This window comes from Paenibacillus sp. FSL W8-0194, assembly GCF_037969745.1.
Lineage (GTDB): Bacteria > Bacillota > Bacilli > Paenibacillales > Paenibacillaceae > Paenibacillus_AQ > Paenibacillus_AQ cookii.
Map to the genome: position 1 here is coordinate 3,454,670 of NZ_CP150205.1, position 15,661 is coordinate 3,470,330.

12 protein-coding genes and 1 pseudogene are annotated in these 15,661 nt (G+C 53.5%); 5 read left to right on the plus strand and 8 right to left on the minus strand.

Going from position 1 to position 15,661, the window contains the following annotated elements; translation table 11 throughout:
• Positions 1 to 45 precede the first annotated feature (45 nt).
• Together MKY58_RS15500 and MKY58_RS15505 are read right to left on the minus strand one after the other, a co-directional pair.
• Positions 46 to 846 (minus strand): annotated as a pseudogene (locus MKY58_RS15500) (ABC transporter substrate-binding protein); the annotation flags it as partial.
• A gap of 75 nt (positions 847 to 921) precedes the next feature.
• The gene (locus MKY58_RS15505; protein WP_339321070.1) at positions 922 to 3,105 is read right to left on the minus strand and encodes an alpha-galactosidase; all 2,184 of its coding nucleotides are present in this window, start codon (positions 3,103 to 3,105) and stop codon (positions 922 to 924) included.
• 288 nt (positions 3,106 to 3,393) lie between these two features.
• Between MKY58_RS15505 and MKY58_RS15510 the strand changes: the two genes are divergently transcribed.
• A complete protein-coding gene (locus MKY58_RS15510; protein ID WP_339321071.1) occupies positions 3,394 to 4,233 on the plus strand; it encodes an AraC family transcriptional regulator in 840 nt (279 codons plus the stop codon).
• Between the two features lie 199 nt (positions 4,234 to 4,432).
• On the opposite strand, the gene MKY58_RS15515 is transcribed toward MKY58_RS15510, so the two are convergent.
• A complete protein-coding gene (locus MKY58_RS15515) occupies positions 4,433 to 5,875 on the minus strand; it encodes an MFS transporter (protein WP_339321072.1) in 1,443 nt (480 codons plus the stop codon).
• Between the two features lie 231 nt (positions 5,876 to 6,106).
• Positions 6,107 to 7,033, minus strand: coding sequence for a radical SAM/SPASM domain-containing protein (locus MKY58_RS15520; RefSeq protein ID WP_339321073.1), 927 nt, complete (start codon positions 7,031 to 7,033; stop codon positions 6,107 to 6,109).
• Between the two features lie 214 nt (positions 7,034 to 7,247).
• On the opposite strand from MKY58_RS15520, the gene MKY58_RS15525 reads away from it, so the two are divergent.
• The 3 genes from MKY58_RS15525 to MKY58_RS15535 all read left to right on the plus strand — a co-directional run bounded on the left by MKY58_RS15525 (position 7,248) and on the right by MKY58_RS15535 (position 10,271).
• Positions 7,248 to 8,078 (plus strand): protein-glutamine gamma-glutamyltransferase, encoded by an 831-nt coding sequence (locus MKY58_RS15525; protein WP_339321074.1) that lies wholly within the window; start codon positions 7,248 to 7,250, stop codon positions 8,076 to 8,078.
• Positions 8,079 to 8,258: 180 nt separating this feature from the next.
• Positions 8,259 to 9,509, plus strand: coding sequence for a methyl-accepting chemotaxis protein (locus tag MKY58_RS15530; RefSeq protein WP_339321075.1), 1,251 nt, complete (start codon positions 8,259 to 8,261; stop codon positions 9,507 to 9,509).
• Positions 9,510 to 9,617: 108 nt separating this feature from the next.
• Positions 9,618 to 10,271: a TetR/AcrR family transcriptional regulator gene (locus MKY58_RS15535; RefSeq protein ID WP_339321076.1), complete on the plus strand. Its 654-nt coding sequence runs from the start codon at positions 9,618 to 9,620 to the stop codon at positions 10,269 to 10,271.
• A gap of 38 nt (positions 10,272 to 10,309) precedes the next feature.
• Here the strand turns inward: MKY58_RS15535 and MKY58_RS15540 are convergent, their stop codons facing one another.
• Positions 10,310 to 11,056: a glucose 1-dehydrogenase gene (locus MKY58_RS15540; protein ID WP_339321077.1), complete on the minus strand. Its 747-nt coding sequence runs from the start codon at positions 11,054 to 11,056 to the stop codon at positions 10,310 to 10,312.
• 175 nt (positions 11,057 to 11,231) lie between these two features.
• A complete protein-coding gene (locus tag MKY58_RS15545; protein WP_339321078.1) occupies positions 11,232 to 12,998 on the minus strand; it encodes an ABC transporter substrate-binding protein in 1,767 nt (588 codons plus the stop codon).
• A 125-nt stretch (positions 12,999 to 13,123) separates the two neighbouring features.
• On the opposite strand from MKY58_RS15545, the gene MKY58_RS15550 reads away from it, so the two are divergent.
• Positions 13,124 to 13,321 carry a hypothetical protein gene (locus MKY58_RS15550; RefSeq protein WP_339321079.1) on the plus strand — a complete coding sequence of 66 codons (198 nt, stop codon included), beginning with the start codon at positions 13,124 to 13,126 and terminating at the stop codon, positions 13,319 to 13,321.
• Between the two features lie 174 nt (positions 13,322 to 13,495).
• On the opposite strand, the gene MKY58_RS15555 is transcribed toward MKY58_RS15550, so the two are convergent.
• Together MKY58_RS15555 and MKY58_RS15560 are read right to left on the minus strand one after the other, a co-directional pair.
• A complete protein-coding gene (locus tag MKY58_RS15555; RefSeq protein WP_339321080.1) occupies positions 13,496 to 14,968 on the minus strand; it encodes a HAMP domain-containing sensor histidine kinase in 1,473 nt (490 codons plus the stop codon).
• Positions 14,947 to 15,642, minus strand: coding sequence for a response regulator transcription factor (locus MKY58_RS15560; RefSeq protein ID WP_339321081.1), 696 nt, complete (start codon positions 15,640 to 15,642; stop codon positions 14,947 to 14,949). Before MKY58_RS15560 ends, MKY58_RS15555 begins: the two co-directional genes overlap by 22 nt.
• Positions 15,643 to 15,661 lie beyond the last annotated feature (19 nt).

Below are 15,661 nucleotides of genomic sequence, written 5' to 3' on the forward strand. Positions count from 1 at the left end.
GGCTGAAGAGTTTACATACCCGTTATTCGATAAGCCTCGTTCTAGTTATTTGGTGGACCAGAGCTCAATCCGGTCTTTAATATGCTTGGTATAGGCTTCTTCCATTTCCTTGACTCCAGCCTTCTCCAGTTCCGCCATGTAGGCGTCCCAGATGTTGTCGAAGTCTTCCGGCTTGGACATGACCGCTTCCGGGATGCGTTTCCAGGTGATATCCTTCATTTTGGCGCCCAGGATCACGGCAGGGTCGTCGTTAGGCAGCGACATCGTATACGCCGCTCCATAGGCTCTCGGTTGGAATTCTTCTTCCTTTGGGAAAAGGTCTTTCCAATGCTCCGCGTTATACGCTTTCAAGGTCTCTTTTTCCGCCGCGCTGTAATTGGCCGTCAGCAGTTCCGGGTAGTTACGGGTGTAGTAGTTGCCGGTCGAATCCTTGATGCCATCGCCGTAGTCCCATTCCGGATCGGCAAGGCCAAGAACCCGCCCCGAAGCCACCTTTGCTTTAAACTGGTCGGTCTTTTGAACGAAACTTTCCGGATCAAGCAGGCCAATGGCATTCATGTGATTCAGCCAGCGGAGAAACTCCTTTTCTTCCGGACGGCGGAAATGGTAGGTGGCTTGATGCGTTTCTTGATCGATGTAATATTCGCCGTCGTCCGGCCCGCCGGTCGTCTGGAATCCCAAGTTGGTCACCTGGTACATATGCCAGTCGTCCGCATTCAGGGACAAGCCGATATTTTTGTTGCCGTTTTCGTCGGTCGGATGCTTCGTAATATAGTCTTGAATGACCTTCTCAAAATCCTTCACCGTGCGAATTTCCGGATATCCCGCTTCCGCTGCGCGCAAAATGCCCCTTTTCTCTCAAAAAGGGGCACCGCTCTCCATGGATTGTATTTCCTTCGGGCGTTGGCTGAATTCTCTATGTCAGCTCTTCCCGGGCTTTATGGCTTGAAGCCTGAACCATTTGCTTTCGTAGTCTTTTTGTTCGTAAGCGAGAGGCAGCCCCAATTTCATGAGCCTGTCTCCTCCGATGATCGACTTTTCTCCGCGATGTCCCGACTGCACCTCGTATTCCAGCTCCGGGTCCAGTCCGTCGAGCCGCAAGGTGCGCCGAGGCGGGTTCGGCACGGCCATCACTTGGAAGCAGAAGACGAGAGCCTCCCCTTTGTCTTCCGAAACGAACATCCAAGCCGACTCGTTTCCTTCAAACGGACTCTTCAGCCGGTACAAGTCGCCTTTTTGCACTAAACCGCGAATCTGCTTGTAGAATGCGACCTGGTGCTTAACGGTCTCTTTTTCCTCCTCGGTGAATTTCGTTAGATCCAGTTCGTATCCGAAATTGCCGGACATCGCCACATCGCCACGAAAATCGAGGGGCGTCATCCGTCCGACTTGATGGTTCGGAACGGCCGATACATGCGCTCCGATGGCGCTTACGGGATAAACGAGGCTGGTGCCGTATTGAATCTTGAGACGTTCCACCGCGTCGGTGTTGTCGCTTGTCCAGGTTTGGGGCATGTAATGCAGCATGCCGGGATCGAAACGTCCGCCGCCGCTGGAGCAGCTTTCGAACAAAATATGCGGAAAATCGGTGGTAATTCGCTCGAGCAGCTCGTACAACCCAAGCACGTAACGGTGTGCCGTTTCCGCCTGGCGTTCCGGCGGCAGGTCGGCGGAGCCGATTTCCGTCAAGCCGCGGTTCATATCCCATTTGACGTAAGCGATCGGCACGCTGGAGAATATCGCGGACAACGAGTCGTAGATATAATCGCGCACTTCTTGGCGGGTATAATCCAGCACTAACTGCCAACGGGCTTCGGTCCGCCGCCGCCCTGGAACATGCAGGCACCAATCCGGATGCTTCCGGTACAGCTCGCTGTCCGGCGAGATCATTTCGGGCTCGAACCATAGTCCGAATTTCAACCCCAGCCGATTGACGCGTTCCGCAACGTCCGCAAGTCCGCCCGGCAGCTTCCGGCGATCCTCATACCAATCGCCCAAGGATGAATTGTCGGCATCCCGTTTCCCGAACCAACCGTCATCTAGGACGAACAATTCGATGCCTAATTTAGCCCCTTCCTCGGCGATCGCGACCAGCTTATCCGCATTGAAGTTAAAATAGGTTGCTTCCCAGTTATTGACCAGTATCGGCCGTTCTTCGTCCCGGTACTTCCCTCGGCACAGCCGGGTTCGATATAAACGATGATAGGTCCGCGACATGCCGCCCAGCCCTTGTCCGGAGTAAACCATGACGGCCTCCGGCGTTTGGAAGCTCTCCCCGGGACTTAGCAGCCATGCAAAGTCGAAGGAATTGATGCCGATCCCAAACCGCGTGGAACCGAACGAATCCACTTCGGCCCCCGCCTCAAAGCTGCCGCTGTACACAAGGCTGAAGCCGAAGGCCTCGCCATGGTATTCCGTCGTTTCCTTCGAAACCAGCGCAGCGAAAGGGTTGAACTGATGGCTGCTGATGCCCCTTTTGCTGTCGATGCGGGTTTCGCCCTGAAGAAGCGGCCTGCGGGTGATGTTGCCTTCCCGAGCCCAGGCTCCGGAAAGGTAGACCATTTCCATCTCATGCTTACCGGTAATATCGACGCTTGCGCTCAGAGCGCGACGAATGCGAAGCCCTCCTTTCCCCTCGTTCGACAAACGAGCCGAGCGCACGATCACGTTTCGATCCGCGAAAATCGTATAGAGGAGAACTACCTTTAGTCCCGAATAGGCATCTTTCAATATCAGCTCGAGCGTATCCGCCTCGGATTCATCCTCCGCGTAAACCGCCGGCAGTCCGGGCAGTGGCGGCTTGCCCTTGCTGATCCGGTAACCGTCGTACTTCAGTTCCGTAATCCGCGTTCCGTCTTCAAGTTCGACCTGGTAGGCCGGGTTACGAAAGTCTCCGCTGCCATACTGCGGATATTCTTGGGGCAGCCGGTCCAATCCCGCCCCCGCCGGGGTGTGAATCAGCAGATCAGGCATCGATTCCCGGTGCTTCAGTCTGCTCCCCCAATATACATGTACAGGATATCCATCCACGATTTGGATAAGATAGCTCATGTCGGTCGACTGCAAATGAAACAGCCCCGTTTGCTCTTGAACAATGACGCCCATGAAAAAATAACTCCCTTCCAGATCATACTCCTCGGAAACCCATGCCAAAAAAGAGGCGCTATGGAAAAATCTCCTTTGTCACGCACATTGGATCATTCGTTTCGCATTGCCAACAGAGTATATTGATCGATGAGTAATATGAAGCCGACATGGTTTAAAGCTTGATCCATTTGCTTTAAAACGTCCTTCGGTTACAGAAATAATATATTAAAACCAAATATCGAGTACATGGCATGACCCTCATAAAATATGTTATAATGCTAGAAATTTCGCACAAGGAGATTGACGGTGATCGAATATTTGCCACGAAGCAAACATCACGCAGAGCTGCATCTTACTCAATTTGGCAGGGAGGATTGCATTCCCGGCCATGATTTTGGGCCCGCCGTAAGAAACCACTATCTGCTTCACTACATATTGGGCGGAGAAGGAATTTTCGAGGCGGGAGGCAAAAGGTACAGGCTGGGGAAAGGACAAGGATTTCTCATCATCCCCGACGTCGTGACGTATTATCAAGCCGATGCGGTAAATCCTTGGTCTTATTGCTGGTTTGGCTTTAACGGGACGCTGGCGGAATTCCTACTTAAGCAGGCCGGCCTGACCATGGCATCTCCGATCCTTCACTACGATCGGGACGATATGATCGATCAGTATCTGCAGCTGATGATCGAGTCGAGGGAATTCCCTAAATCGCGGGAAACGCGGCTGACCGGGCTGCTGTATTTGATGTTATCGTCCCTTGCGGAGTCCGGCCCGCTGACCCTCCTGAGCCCCAAAGAAAGCCAGGCGGAAATTTATGTGGAAAAAGTGAAGGATTTTATCGAGCTCAATTATGCCCAGAAAATCACCGTCGAGGACATCGCGCAATATATCGGACTCAACCGAAGCTATTTGTGCTCGTTATTCAAACAACGAACGAAGTCGAGCATCCAGCATTATTTGATTCGCTACAGGATCCGCAAAGCTTGCGAAATGATGGGGAACGCGGAGCTTTCGATCGGCGATATCTCCCGGTCTGTCGGCTATAACGACCCTTTACTCTTCTCCAAAGTCTTTAAAAAGGTAATGGGGGTCTCCCCAAAACGTTACCGGACGGAAGGAAAAACAACTTCGCATTCGACCTCATGATTGAATCCCTGCCGGCTGTTTCCATGTCTTCAGCGGGTTCAATAACGAAAAAAGCCCGTCCCCTCCGGGTACAGGCTGCTCATACGATTCTATTTTATTTGTCCCTATTTGTCCCTGCGGTACGTGCCGGCCAAAACCATGACGTTCAAACCTATTGCGTAGTTTTGGCCGGTTTTGCCTGCGTGGCGATAGCCGTCCGTCACACTTTTCGTTTTCGGGGCAAAAACAAGGCAACAACCGCGCCGAGAAGGATGCCGAGCGCCGCAAGATAAATCGCCGTCCGGTTCCCCTGGGCTAAGGCATCGCGGAGAGCTCCCCCCGACTGTTCTTGTATGCCCGAGTTGGCGACCGCAATCAAGATGGCCATCCCGATGGCGTTCCCGATGTTTAACGTGGTCGATGCGATCCCGGACGCTACGCCTTGGTCCTCTGGGGCTACGCCGCTGGAAGCGGCGATCCACATGCCGGTCCATGTGATGCCCTGGCCGATGCCGGAAATGACGAGCCCCGGAACGATCATCAGATAGCTGCTGCCGGTATATGCGCCAAGCGGAATCAGCAACGTCCCGACGATTCCGATCGCCATGCCGACTAGCAGCGTGCTTCGCGCTTCCAACCGGGTCGCCAGGCGTTCGCCGAGCTGCGTGCCTGCCGCAATCGCCAATGAAGGAATGATGAAGGCAAGCCCGGTTTGCAGCGCGCTGTATCCGTGCACGTTCTGAAAAAAGGTTGTCAGGAAGTATGGCAAAGCACCGAACGTTCCCATGTAGATGAATGTGATGACCATGCTGGCTGCCAAGCTGCGGTTACGCAGAAGATGTATCGACATGAGTGGAGCGGCGCTGCGTCTTTCGATCAGGGCAAAGATCGACAGGAAGACCAGGGAAAGTACTGCGCTGACGATCGTTTCCCCGGAAGCCCAGCCTAATTCGGGTCCCTGTACAAGTACATAGACGAGAAGGGTAGCGCCTGCAGTTACGGTGGCGGCGCCGGGTACGTCGAAATGGCGCTTTTTGCTCCGTTTCTCGTCGCGGGGAATGACAAGCAGCGCAGCCAGGGCAACGATTCCCGCCAAAGGAACATTAACCAAAAAAACCGCTTCCCACCCGAATGCATTCGTCAATATTCCCCCCAAGATCGAGCCGATCGTCAGTCCGCTGGCGCCGGCGCCTCCCCATACGGCAAGGGCGCGATTGCGGCGCGGGCCTTCCTCGAACAACCGGTTAAGCAGCGATAACGTGGACGGAAACAGAAACGCCGCTCCTATCCCTTGGATGGCCCGGGCGATGATGATCACAAGCGGATCCCAGGCCAAACCTCCGAGTAGCGACGAAAGCGCGTAGAGGACCAATGCGAAAACAAACATCCGTTTTTGTCCGAGCAAATCGGCGGCACGGCCTCCAAGAAGCAGAAAACCCCCGCAGAAAACCGTGTAGGCGCTGACAACCCATTGCAGCGATTGTTCCGAAAAGCCAAGACCATGGCCGATCTCGGGCAAAGCCACGAAAACGATATTGATGTCGAGTCCGTAGATAAGCTGCGCCAAAGCGAGCAGCGCCAAACTCCATCCCATGGCCCCCTGCTTGACGGCAGCCGGTTGAGTGGCAGAGCCGCTTAGGCGCGTTTGTTGATCGGTAGACATGAACGTATCACCCCTATATTTCAATTTTATTTGAAATGTTCGGGATCATTATATTTCAAAAATATTTGAAATGTCAACCGCCTTTACAAAATTATGCGCCCGCTCGCGCTGCATGACCATTTAAAGCACTAAAAAAAGCCTGATCCACCAAGGATTCAGGCTTTGCCACATGACGTTCAAGAAACGCCTCCAAACGATGGCCTCAATATTCGATTACGTTTATATCCAGCCCTATAAATTTTTGACCACTTCGCCAGCTTCCTCCGCAAACCCGTTCGCCTTGTAGTTAAACCGCTTGCGGTACCCGCATTTCCGGCACAGCTCCTCCACTACTTCGCGGCGGGAGAAGCCGTCGACGATTTTGGTCGCGCGTTCCCCTTCGATGATGTCTTTGAAAGGCGTTTTGTAAATATTGCCGAGATTGATGACGCCTTCCCCGTCCAAACAGCACGGGATGACGGTGCCGTCGGCCAAGACGCCGGCCTGATTACGCAAACCGTGGCAAAAGCCCGGTCCGAAATCCTCTTCGGCGTTCAAATCCGGCCACTCGAATTCATGGTCCATGTTGATGTAGATCCGGTCGGCGATTTTGACGCCTTTGCCGGGCTGGACCTTTTCTTCGATGTTATAATCCAGTCCGAATTCCTTTTCGATGTAGGCCAGCATTTCGCGGTTCCGCTGTTTCTCCAGGTTCGTGGCGTTATCCATGTCCAGATTCCACAATCGGAGCGACACGATCAGGTTCGAATTGGCGGTCGCTTCCTTGACGAAATTCAGCACCTTCGCGATGTAGGCGTCTTTGTCCTTGGAGCCGACATGCCCGTCGAAGCTATGCAGCGAAAAGTTCATCTGGCGAAGCGCCGGCTTGTTCATCAGCTTAGGCCCCGCTTTATGCAGCAGCGTCCCGTTGGACGTGATGTTCACTTTAAAACCTTTTTCATGGGCGACATCCAGCAATTGGTCGATGTGCGGGTGAAGCAGCGGTTCGCCTTTGACGTGAAAATAAATGTAATCCGTGTACGGCTTGACTTCGTCCAGCGTATGCCGGAATTGATCCAGCGTAATATATTGGGTTGCTCTGTGCGTAGGCGGGCAAAACGTGCAGGCCAAATTGCAGCGGCTCGTCAGCTCGACGTAAAACTTTTTGAATTTCTTCATTCTCGTTACTCCAGTCCGTTCCTCTATCAGAATCGATGAATTTTCGTCAAAATATAGTGCAGCTCTCACAAAAGTTTATATGAGAACCCCCGTAATCGCAACCATAACTCACTAAAACGGCCCGCATGCCGTCTTTTAATCCGTACTTTTGACATTTCTTGGCTTGGCCGCGACATATGCTCTACTTAGGTTAAAGAAAGGAGCGGGATAAACAGTGATTCGAATCGGCAATGAAGAGCCCGTGCTGGAAACCGAAAATTGGCCGCCGTTATGGCAAAAAATCTTTCGCGCCAAAAAAAATAGCACCTCCGTATACCGTTATGCATCGCTTGCTCATTTGCAGTTTGAGCTGAAACTAAGAACGGCCATCGTCGAAGCAGCCAAGGCGCTGAGGCGAAGCGGCGTGCAATTCGAAGATTTCGAACATTCCCATTGCAATGAGCGGTTCTGGCATTTGAACAACCGGGGAGGGTTCGAGCTCCGATCCGATGTGACCCCGGCCGAAGGGATTCGGGATATTTTCGCCAACGGACCGCTTTACGGCTTCGAATGTGCGACCGCCATCGTGATCGTCCTGTATAAAGGCCTGCTGGATTGCATACGGGAAAAGGATTTCAACCGGATGTTCGCGGACCTGCTGTTATACGACTGGCATTACGACGCCGACCTGCGTCTCATCGAAAAGCAAGGCGCGTCCGAATCGTTCCCTGGCGATGTCCTCTATTTCAAAAATCCGGACGTCAACCCGAGGCAAATCGAATGGCAGGGAGAAAATACCGTCAAGCTGGAAGAAGATCTTTATTACGGACACGGCATCGGGATCGAATCGTCCCGCGCGATCATCGCCAAGCTAAACAGGCACCGAAAGCCGGGAAGCACCGTATCCGCGTATTTGACCGATCAGGTGATATCCCCGGATTTTCTGTATTTATCCCAGTTTGAAGGAGGCGGGCCGGGGGCGAACCCCGAATCATTCTATCAAACCTTCGCGCAGGAGCCGGGGATCGTCTCGCGGATCGGCCGCCGGCGGTATTGGATGGTTTGACCCTGGGAAAACGAAGCTGGCGCAAAATGCATCGGCTTCGTTTTTTTACGGGAACGTTATCGAATTATGTCAAAAGGATCATTGTTTTTAGCTCATTTTGTAAACGTTTTATAGACCTTTGAACCGTGTCGGTGCTATAATATGGTAGAATTAGTACATATTAAGGAGGCCTATTTTCCTATGTCGTGGTTAAAGAATCTTCCGCTTTCCCAACGGGTCATCGCCGGGTGTTATTTGGTCGCCGCCCTGTTCGCCCTTCCGGCGCTCGTTATTTTTATCGTGCTCGGCAAGCTGGTGATCGGAATCGTGTTTGTCGCCGTTCTGGCCGCATTGACCTACCCGCTTGCCCGATACGTTGAGCAGACGCTTACCTCCTCGTTCGAAAACATCGCCAACGTGACGGCCGCGATCGCCAAAGGCGACTTTACGAACCGCGTCGATGAAACCGGCTCCATGGGAGACGTCAGCCGTTCGTTTAACAGCATGATCGACAAGTTGAAGAAAATATTAAACGAAGCCTCCGGCATTACCCGCCGGGTGATCGACGCCAGCCGCGGGATCGCGGACAAAAACCAGGAGCTGAAAACCGTCATGGCATCCGTCGCCTCGGCATCCAACGAGCTGGCCGTAGGCGCAAGCGAAATATCGCAGGACGTCGCCGGCATGACCGAATCGATCCAGGATATCGAATTGAAGGTAGGGAATTACGCCAAATCCACGAAGGAAATGAAAAAACAATCCGACCTGACGCTCAGCTTCGTGGAAAAAGGCCGCCAGTCGGTCGAAAAGCAGGCCGAGGGCATGCGCAAAAACGTCGAAGCGACGGAGCACGTCGCCCAAACGATCGACGCCCTTTCCAAAAACGCATACGGCATCCATAAAATCACCAAAACCATTTCCGAATTGGCCGAGCAAACGAACCTCCTTTCCCTGAACGCATCGATCGAAGCCGCCAGAGCCGGGGAGCATGGACGTGGTTTCGCCGTCGTTGCCCATGAAGTGCGCAAGCTGGCGGAAGAGTCGACGGCATCGACCCAGGAGGTGTTCGGACTCGTCAAAAGCATTGAGCAAGGCATCCGCGAAGCGATCGAAAACATTAAAGTGAACGAAGAAGTCGTGCGGATGCAAAACGAAATGATCCGCGAGGCGGAGCAGATTTTTACGAACATCGTGGAAAGCGTACAATACATAACCGAGCAGATCAACGCCTTCTCCAGCGAAAGCGACCAGATGCTCGAAAGCGCGCAGAAAATTTCTGCCGCGATCCAGAACATTTCGGCCATTACCGAGCAATCCTCCGCCGGAACCGAGCAGGTATCCGCTTCGATGAATGAACAGATGAAATCGATCGAAGCCGTCGTGGAAGAAACCGAGGCGATGAGACAAGCCGTATTCCAGCTGCAAAAAACGATCCAAATCTTCAAGTTCTAGCACCGAATCTTCGATTCTTCATTCCTTCGCCTGATTGAATCCTTCTCCCGTCTGTTATATGATGGATGGAATACAATGATATAGCAGGATTGTGGAGGAATGAAAAGTATGGCTTCAGAGCAACAGCAACGAATCGATCCGAGGGTCATACGGACGCAAAGGCTGCTCAAAAACGCGCTCTTTGATCTGCTGGAGGAACAAAACTACGAACAGGTTACCGTACAGGATATCGCCGACAGAGCCACCGTCAAACGCGCGACGTTTTATCTGCATTACAACGATAAACAAGACCTCGTGAATCAATGCATCGACGAGCTGCTGGCCGAATTGAGCGAATCGATCCGGAATTCGAACGACGATCCGATCCAGTTCGATTTTTCCAGCGGACAAGTCCATCCTATTTTCATCCGGATGTTCAAGCATGTCAGCGAGCGTTTTCGCCAATACCAGGCCTTGCTGGTCAAAAACCGGATTGCGGCCTTCACCGCCGGTCTGCTGGATGTGCTCCACAACTTCATATCCGAGGGCATCAATATGACCGAGCCGGACGATTCCAATTTATCCGCGCGCAGGGAAGTCGTCATCAAATACGTGGAATCGGCGTTCCTGGAGCTTATTATTTGGTGGGTCGAAAATCAAATGCCTTACAAGGAAGAGGAAATGGCCGAAATGTTGATGAACTTGTCCATCCTTGGCCCTTATCGCGTCCGTCCGTTCGATAAAATAAAGCAAATGGAAAATGAAAACAACCCTGAAGAATAGTCCTTCAGGGTTGTTTTTTATTTGTTCCGTCAGACGGATTACAGGGCCGTCCAGCCGCCGTCGATGACAAGCTCCGCGCCGGTCATGAAACGGGATTCGTCGGAAGCCAGGAACAGCACGCCGTAAGCTACGTCTTCGGGATTGCCGAAGTAAGGAAGCTGCGTAAACGTTTTGTAATACGGTTCCGCTTCCCCGAACGTACCGGCCGTCATCGGCGTGACGATGATGCCGGGGTGCACGGAGTTTACCCGGACGCAGTCTTTCGCATATTCGACGGCCGCCGCTTTCGAAATCGAACGCAGCGCGCCTTTCGCGGCGGTGTAAGCGCTGGAACCGGCCATGCCGACAAGGCCGCCGATCGAGGAAATGTTGATGACGGAGCCGGAGCCGTTCTTTTTCATCTCAGGAATGGCATATTTCATGCCCAGCATGCAGCCGTTCAGGTTGATGTCCATCACTTGGTTCCATTTGTCCATGTCCAGGTTGGCGATGGTCATCGTCGAGGAAACGCCGGCATTGTTCACAAGAACGTCGACTTTCCCGAATTGTTTGACGGTTTCTTCGATGATGGTTTTCCACTCTTCTTCCGAAGCTACGTTATGCTTGAAGCTCAGGACTTCCCCGCCGCTTTGCTTGATTTCGTTCACGACTTCATGTAATGCCGTTTCGTTGATATCGGTTGCGACCACTTTGGCGCCTTCCCGGGCGAACAATTTCGCTTCCGCGGCCCCCATGCCGTTGCCTGCGCCCGTAATGACGGCGACTTTGCCTGCCAATCTTCCCATGTCCATCTTCCTCTCTATGTGGTACATCGTCATCCATGTAATCGATTACGATCCGATTATACACCTGTTCGTCTATTTTGTGAAGTATTTTACACTATGTCATTTAATTTGAACGATTCAGAACGCGTTGCTGCAACCAAAAAAAGAACCCCTATGAAAAGGAGTTCCCCCATTTTTAATCATGTTTTTCGAGCCAAACGTCCTTAAAATCGACCCAACCCAGCGGATTCAGGCTCATGCCGTGCACAAACGGATGCAAAAAGGCATTCAGGTGCCGATGATAAAGAAAAATCACCGAGGCTTCGTCACGCAAATACTGTTCGATTTCCCGGAACGTCATTCGTCTGTCTTCCCTGTTCTCCGCCCCCAAGGCGTCGTCGATCCGAGCTTTGATCCAAAGCAGGCGCTCTTCATCCAAGTACAGCCGCAATACGCTGGCCCCGTTCTCATAAGATTCGATTTCGCACACTTCGTCTTCGGCGAGGACGATGCTGGAGACGGTGCAGTCTGCATCCTCCCAGTCGCGGTGGCTCTGGATGTCGGCGCGGATTCCCCATTCCGACAACCGTTTTTGAATCCATGCCGCGTCATCCTTGTATTTGTCATACACCGCCAGCCGGATGGCCGCCCCGTCGTATCCGGATTCTTTTAACGCGGACTTCACGCGTTCCGGCCGAATCGGATCGATGACCCGGCCTCGGCTTTCGTCCGGCCGGTATCCGAAAGCAGGGATGGCACGCGGGCCTCCCAGCTCCGCAATCATCTCGCCGGGATGCAAAATCATCCGTACGGCCCGCCGGAAGGCTTCGGACTGCTGCGGACCTTCCCGGTTCACATTCCAGGACAACATCGTACAGCCCAGCCTTAAACCAGCACCCCGTCCATCCCCTTCGTCCTGCCTGTGCCGGTCCCAGGTATGCAAAACCGATGTAAAACCGATCGATTCCGGGTCGCAATCCGCAGGCATAATGACGATATCGACGCCGTCCAAATACGGGCGGCCTTGATAATAATGGGGATACGCGGCAAGCTCAATGCGATGCTTGGAATACGATACGACGCGGAACGGGCCTGTGCCGATCGGCAAACGCCAAAAGCCGCCCTCGTCCTGACCCGCAAAATGGGCAGGCAAAATGGATGCCCCGACCGAACACATGAACCTGTCGAAAATGCGGTTCGGTTTGCGCAGCCGGATCCGGACGACGCGCGGCCCCAGCGCCTCGATCGTTTCCGCCTCCCGGAGAAGCCACTTGTTTTCCGCATGGCTGCGCAGCCGCTCAAAGGAAAACAGCACGTCGACGGACGTCAGTTCCTGGCCGTGGTGAAAGCGGATGCCCTTGCGCAAATAAAAGGTCCATTCCGTCGCATCCCGATTGGCTTCCCAATGATGGGCCACCCCGGGCACGATCCGGCCCAGCTGTTCGTCAAAATTCAGCAGCCTGTCGAAAATTTGCCTCTGCAGGTGGGAATCAAAGGCGAAGGTGGCAAGCGCCGGATCCAGCGTCCGGGGCGGATAAAGGACGGGAAAGATCAGTGTGTCGGTCGTATGGGCGCCTTCGGCTTCCTCTTCTTTTTTGTAGCCGAAATGGCCGTTCAGCCAATCCAGAAACCTTTCTTTCGCTTGCGTTCCGTCCCCATAGGCGCCAAGCATGTCGAATGCCTGCCGATAATCGCCGCTTTTGGCCAGCCCGATGACCAGGTTCAGCAAAAATTGTTCTTTGCCTGCTTGAAACGTAATTTGCGAATAATTGCCCCTTCCCCGGCCGGGAAGCCAGTCAACCCATCCCTCGTCCACCAGCTTGCGCAAAATGAGCTTGGCGTTCCGTACGGTGCAATGCAAGGCTTTCGCCAATTCTTCCAGCGTCACATCAATCGGCACACCGCTTTGTTTTCCGTCCGAAAACCGGTTGTGAAGCCTTAAGTATTGTTCTTTAATTTGCATCGAACGTCCCTCCTGAAAGCAATCTCCGGCGTAAAAGGGGAAAACCATTTCCGAAAGTATACTCTTTTTTGCCCCTTTTGAACAGCGCATAATGAGAGCAACCCAATAGAAGTGGAGGAGAAGACATGCTCGAACATTATACGTTTCAAAAGCTGCTTGAATACGAACAGGCGGAACGCAACAATCCCATAACCATCCGGAGAGAACAAGAAAAACAAATGATCTGCGAGGCAGCCCAAACCAGGAAGGCCCATGACAAATGGTATGTCATGCCGCTAAGGTTGTTCCGCAAATCGCATCGGCGCCAAAAATACCGAACCTGAGCGAAACCCGGGTCCCGACTCCGTTTTATTAGGCTTATGGCAAAAAAGGCATCCTCATGATCGAATCATGAAGATGCCTTGGTCGGGGGCTACCGTTTCCCCTTTTAAGGGGCCTGTTTTTCCGCCGGTCCATCCGGCGAACGATAAACGTGGTCTCGAACCGACGTTTCTTTTTCATCTTTTGCAGGCAAGTTCGTCCGTCCGGATCGTAAAAACCATGCAAGCCCCGCCCTCCCCGCGGTTCGACGCGCGGATGCTGCCTCCGTGTTTCTCGACGATCACTTTTGCGGTGTATAAGCCAAGTCCCGTTTGCCCGTTGTACCCCCGATAAAACTTTTCGAACAAATGCGGAAGATCTTTTTCGGCAAAACCCGATCCATTGTCGCATATCTCGAATCGAAGGCCGGACGCGTTCCTTTCGATCCGAACGCCCAGCCAGCCGCCCTCCGCGGGCAAATACCGGAAGCTGTTGGCCACCAGGTTGTCCATGACTTGGCTGATGCGCTGCACGTCCATGAATACCGTCTCCCCGCCGCCGGGAGCAGAGTCCTCGTATTCGAAGCTGAACCGGATCTGCCGGGAACTGCACATGTAACCGATCTCCCGCTCCTTGTCCTGGATGAACTGCCGCAAAGCTACCTGCGCCCCGCGAAGCGGAAAGTATTCCAAATCCTTTTCGGAAGCGATCTGTATGTCTTGGATCAGGCGGTTGACCCTTTGAATGTTATCCTCGATGACTTTCAGATGGCCTTCGGCTTGGCTCCGGGGCATATCGGGCGTATCCGCCAGCAGTTCCACGTTGCCTTGGATGACCGTCATCGGCGTGCGGAAATCGTGGGCGATCGCGTCCATCATGTCCCTGCGTTCCTGCTCCAGCTTCCACTCCCTCAGCAAGGCGTCCTTAAGGGCGCTGCGCATGTTTTCAAACGATTCGGTCAGCATGCCCAGCTCATTGTCCGCCTGATAGCTGATCGTAAAGTCGAGATCCTGGTCGCGGATGCGTTTGGAGGCATCGATGAGATTATGCACGGGTCTGGCAATCCGTTTTCCGAGCCTCGCCGCAAACAGATACGTAAACAACGCGACGTATAAAAACGGCGAAACGACGAAGTACAGGACGATGGCGAGGTTGATCCAGTTGGAACCCGACGGGGCCGTGGTCGCTTCCAGCTTATAGCGGAATACCATGGCCCCTTTTAGGTCCCCTGCCGCCGACATGACGGGCACGCTCCGGACAAACATCCCGCCAAAAGCCGGCGTCGTCCCCGCGCTTTTGGTCGTATTCAGGTTCTCGATCAACGCTTGACTCGTTTGAAACTTGCGTTCCCGCATCGTTCCATAGAGCGGATTCCCGGAAAGGTCGACCGCCTGGTACTGGATTCCGTCGCCCGGAATCCGTTTTTCCAGCTCCGCTCGGCTTGTCGGGTCGAGGATCGCGTCCCCTTGCGATTTGACGTATGCCACGAGGGAAGGGATTTTGTTTTCATAGCTGTTCGCCGGGCGTATCCATTTGTTCGAAACGATCCAGCCCAAGCCGAAGACAAGCGTAATGGCCGTGCACGCCACGCTGAAAACCATGATCCACACGAAGGTGAGAATCAGCTGCCGCTTGATGGGCAGGCGTTCTACGAATCCGATCTTTCCCATTTGTAGCCGACCCCCCAAAGCGTGGAAATATAGCTGTTCAAAGGATCCCTTGAGCCCAGCTTGGCGCGGATCTTCTTGATGTGTTCCGTCACGGTGCTTGCGTCTCCGCTCGCTTCAAGCCCCCAAATCCGGTCATAAATTTGTTCCTTGGAAAAAACTTGCCCGGGATGCAGTGCCAATAGCTCGACGATATCGAACTCTTTGGCCGTCATTGGTACGACCGCATCGTTGACATGCACCTCCCGGCCTTTCAAATCGATGCGCAGCCGTCCGTACCGGAGCAGGGACCGCTCCGCGGAGCTTTCCCGCATTCTCCTGCTTCCGCGCAGATGGGCAGCCACTCGCGCTTTGAGCTCCCGAAGGCTGAACGGCTTCGTAATATAATCATCCCCGCCGATGGACAGCCCTTGAATCCGGTCCGCCTCCGTTTGCTTCGCGCTGACGAACAGGATCGGGCAGTCCACCTCGTCGCGGATCATCTGGCACAGCTCAAAACCGTTCATGCCCGGCATCATGACGTCAAGTATGATCAGATCGGGCTCCTGGCCGAGTTGATTCATCGCTTCGGTTCCATTTGAAGCGGTCAGCACCCGATACCCCTCCGCCGTCATGGCCTGCTCCATCAGCGACACGATTTGAGCTTCGTCGTCGACGATCAGTATTTTGTCCTGCATGTAAAATAAACTCCCTGCT

Excerpts from the sequence above, each read along its gene's own strand:
- MKY58_RS15555 (WP_339321080.1), bottom strand. The coding sequence starts at position 14,968 with ATGGGAAAGATCGGATTCGTAGAACGCCTGCCCATCAAGCGGCAGCTG.
- MKY58_RS15535 (WP_339321076.1), top strand. The coding sequence starts at position 9,618 with ATGGCTTCAGAGCAACAGCAACGAATCGATCCGAGGGTCATACGGACG.
- MKY58_RS15530 (WP_339321075.1), top strand. The coding sequence starts at position 8,259 with ATGTCGTGGTTAAAGAATCTTCCGCTTTCCCAACGGGTCATCGCCGGG.
- MKY58_RS15505 (WP_339321070.1), bottom strand. The coding sequence starts at position 3,105 with ATGGGCGTCATTGTTCAAGAGCAAACGGGGCTGTTTCATTTGCAGTCG.
- MKY58_RS15545 (WP_339321078.1), bottom strand. The coding sequence starts at position 12,998 with ATGCAAATTAAAGAACAATACTTAAGGCTTCACAACCGGTTTTCGGAC.
- MKY58_RS15560 (WP_339321081.1), bottom strand. The coding sequence starts at position 15,642 with ATGCAGGACAAAATACTGATCGTCGACGACGAAGCTCAAATCGTGTCG.
- MKY58_RS15520 (WP_339321073.1), bottom strand. The coding sequence starts at position 7,033 with ATGAAGAAATTCAAAAAGTTTTACGTCGAGCTGACGAGCCGCTGCAAT.
- MKY58_RS15540 (WP_339321077.1), bottom strand. The coding sequence starts at position 11,056 with ATGGGAAGATTGGCAGGCAAAGTCGCCGTCATTACGGGCGCAGGCAAC.
- MKY58_RS15515 (WP_339321072.1), bottom strand. The coding sequence starts at position 5,875 with ATGTCTACCGATCAACAAACGCGCCTAAGCGGCTCTGCCACTCAACCG.
- MKY58_RS15550 (WP_339321079.1), top strand. The coding sequence starts at position 13,124 with ATGCTCGAACATTATACGTTTCAAAAGCTGCTTGAATACGAACAGGCG.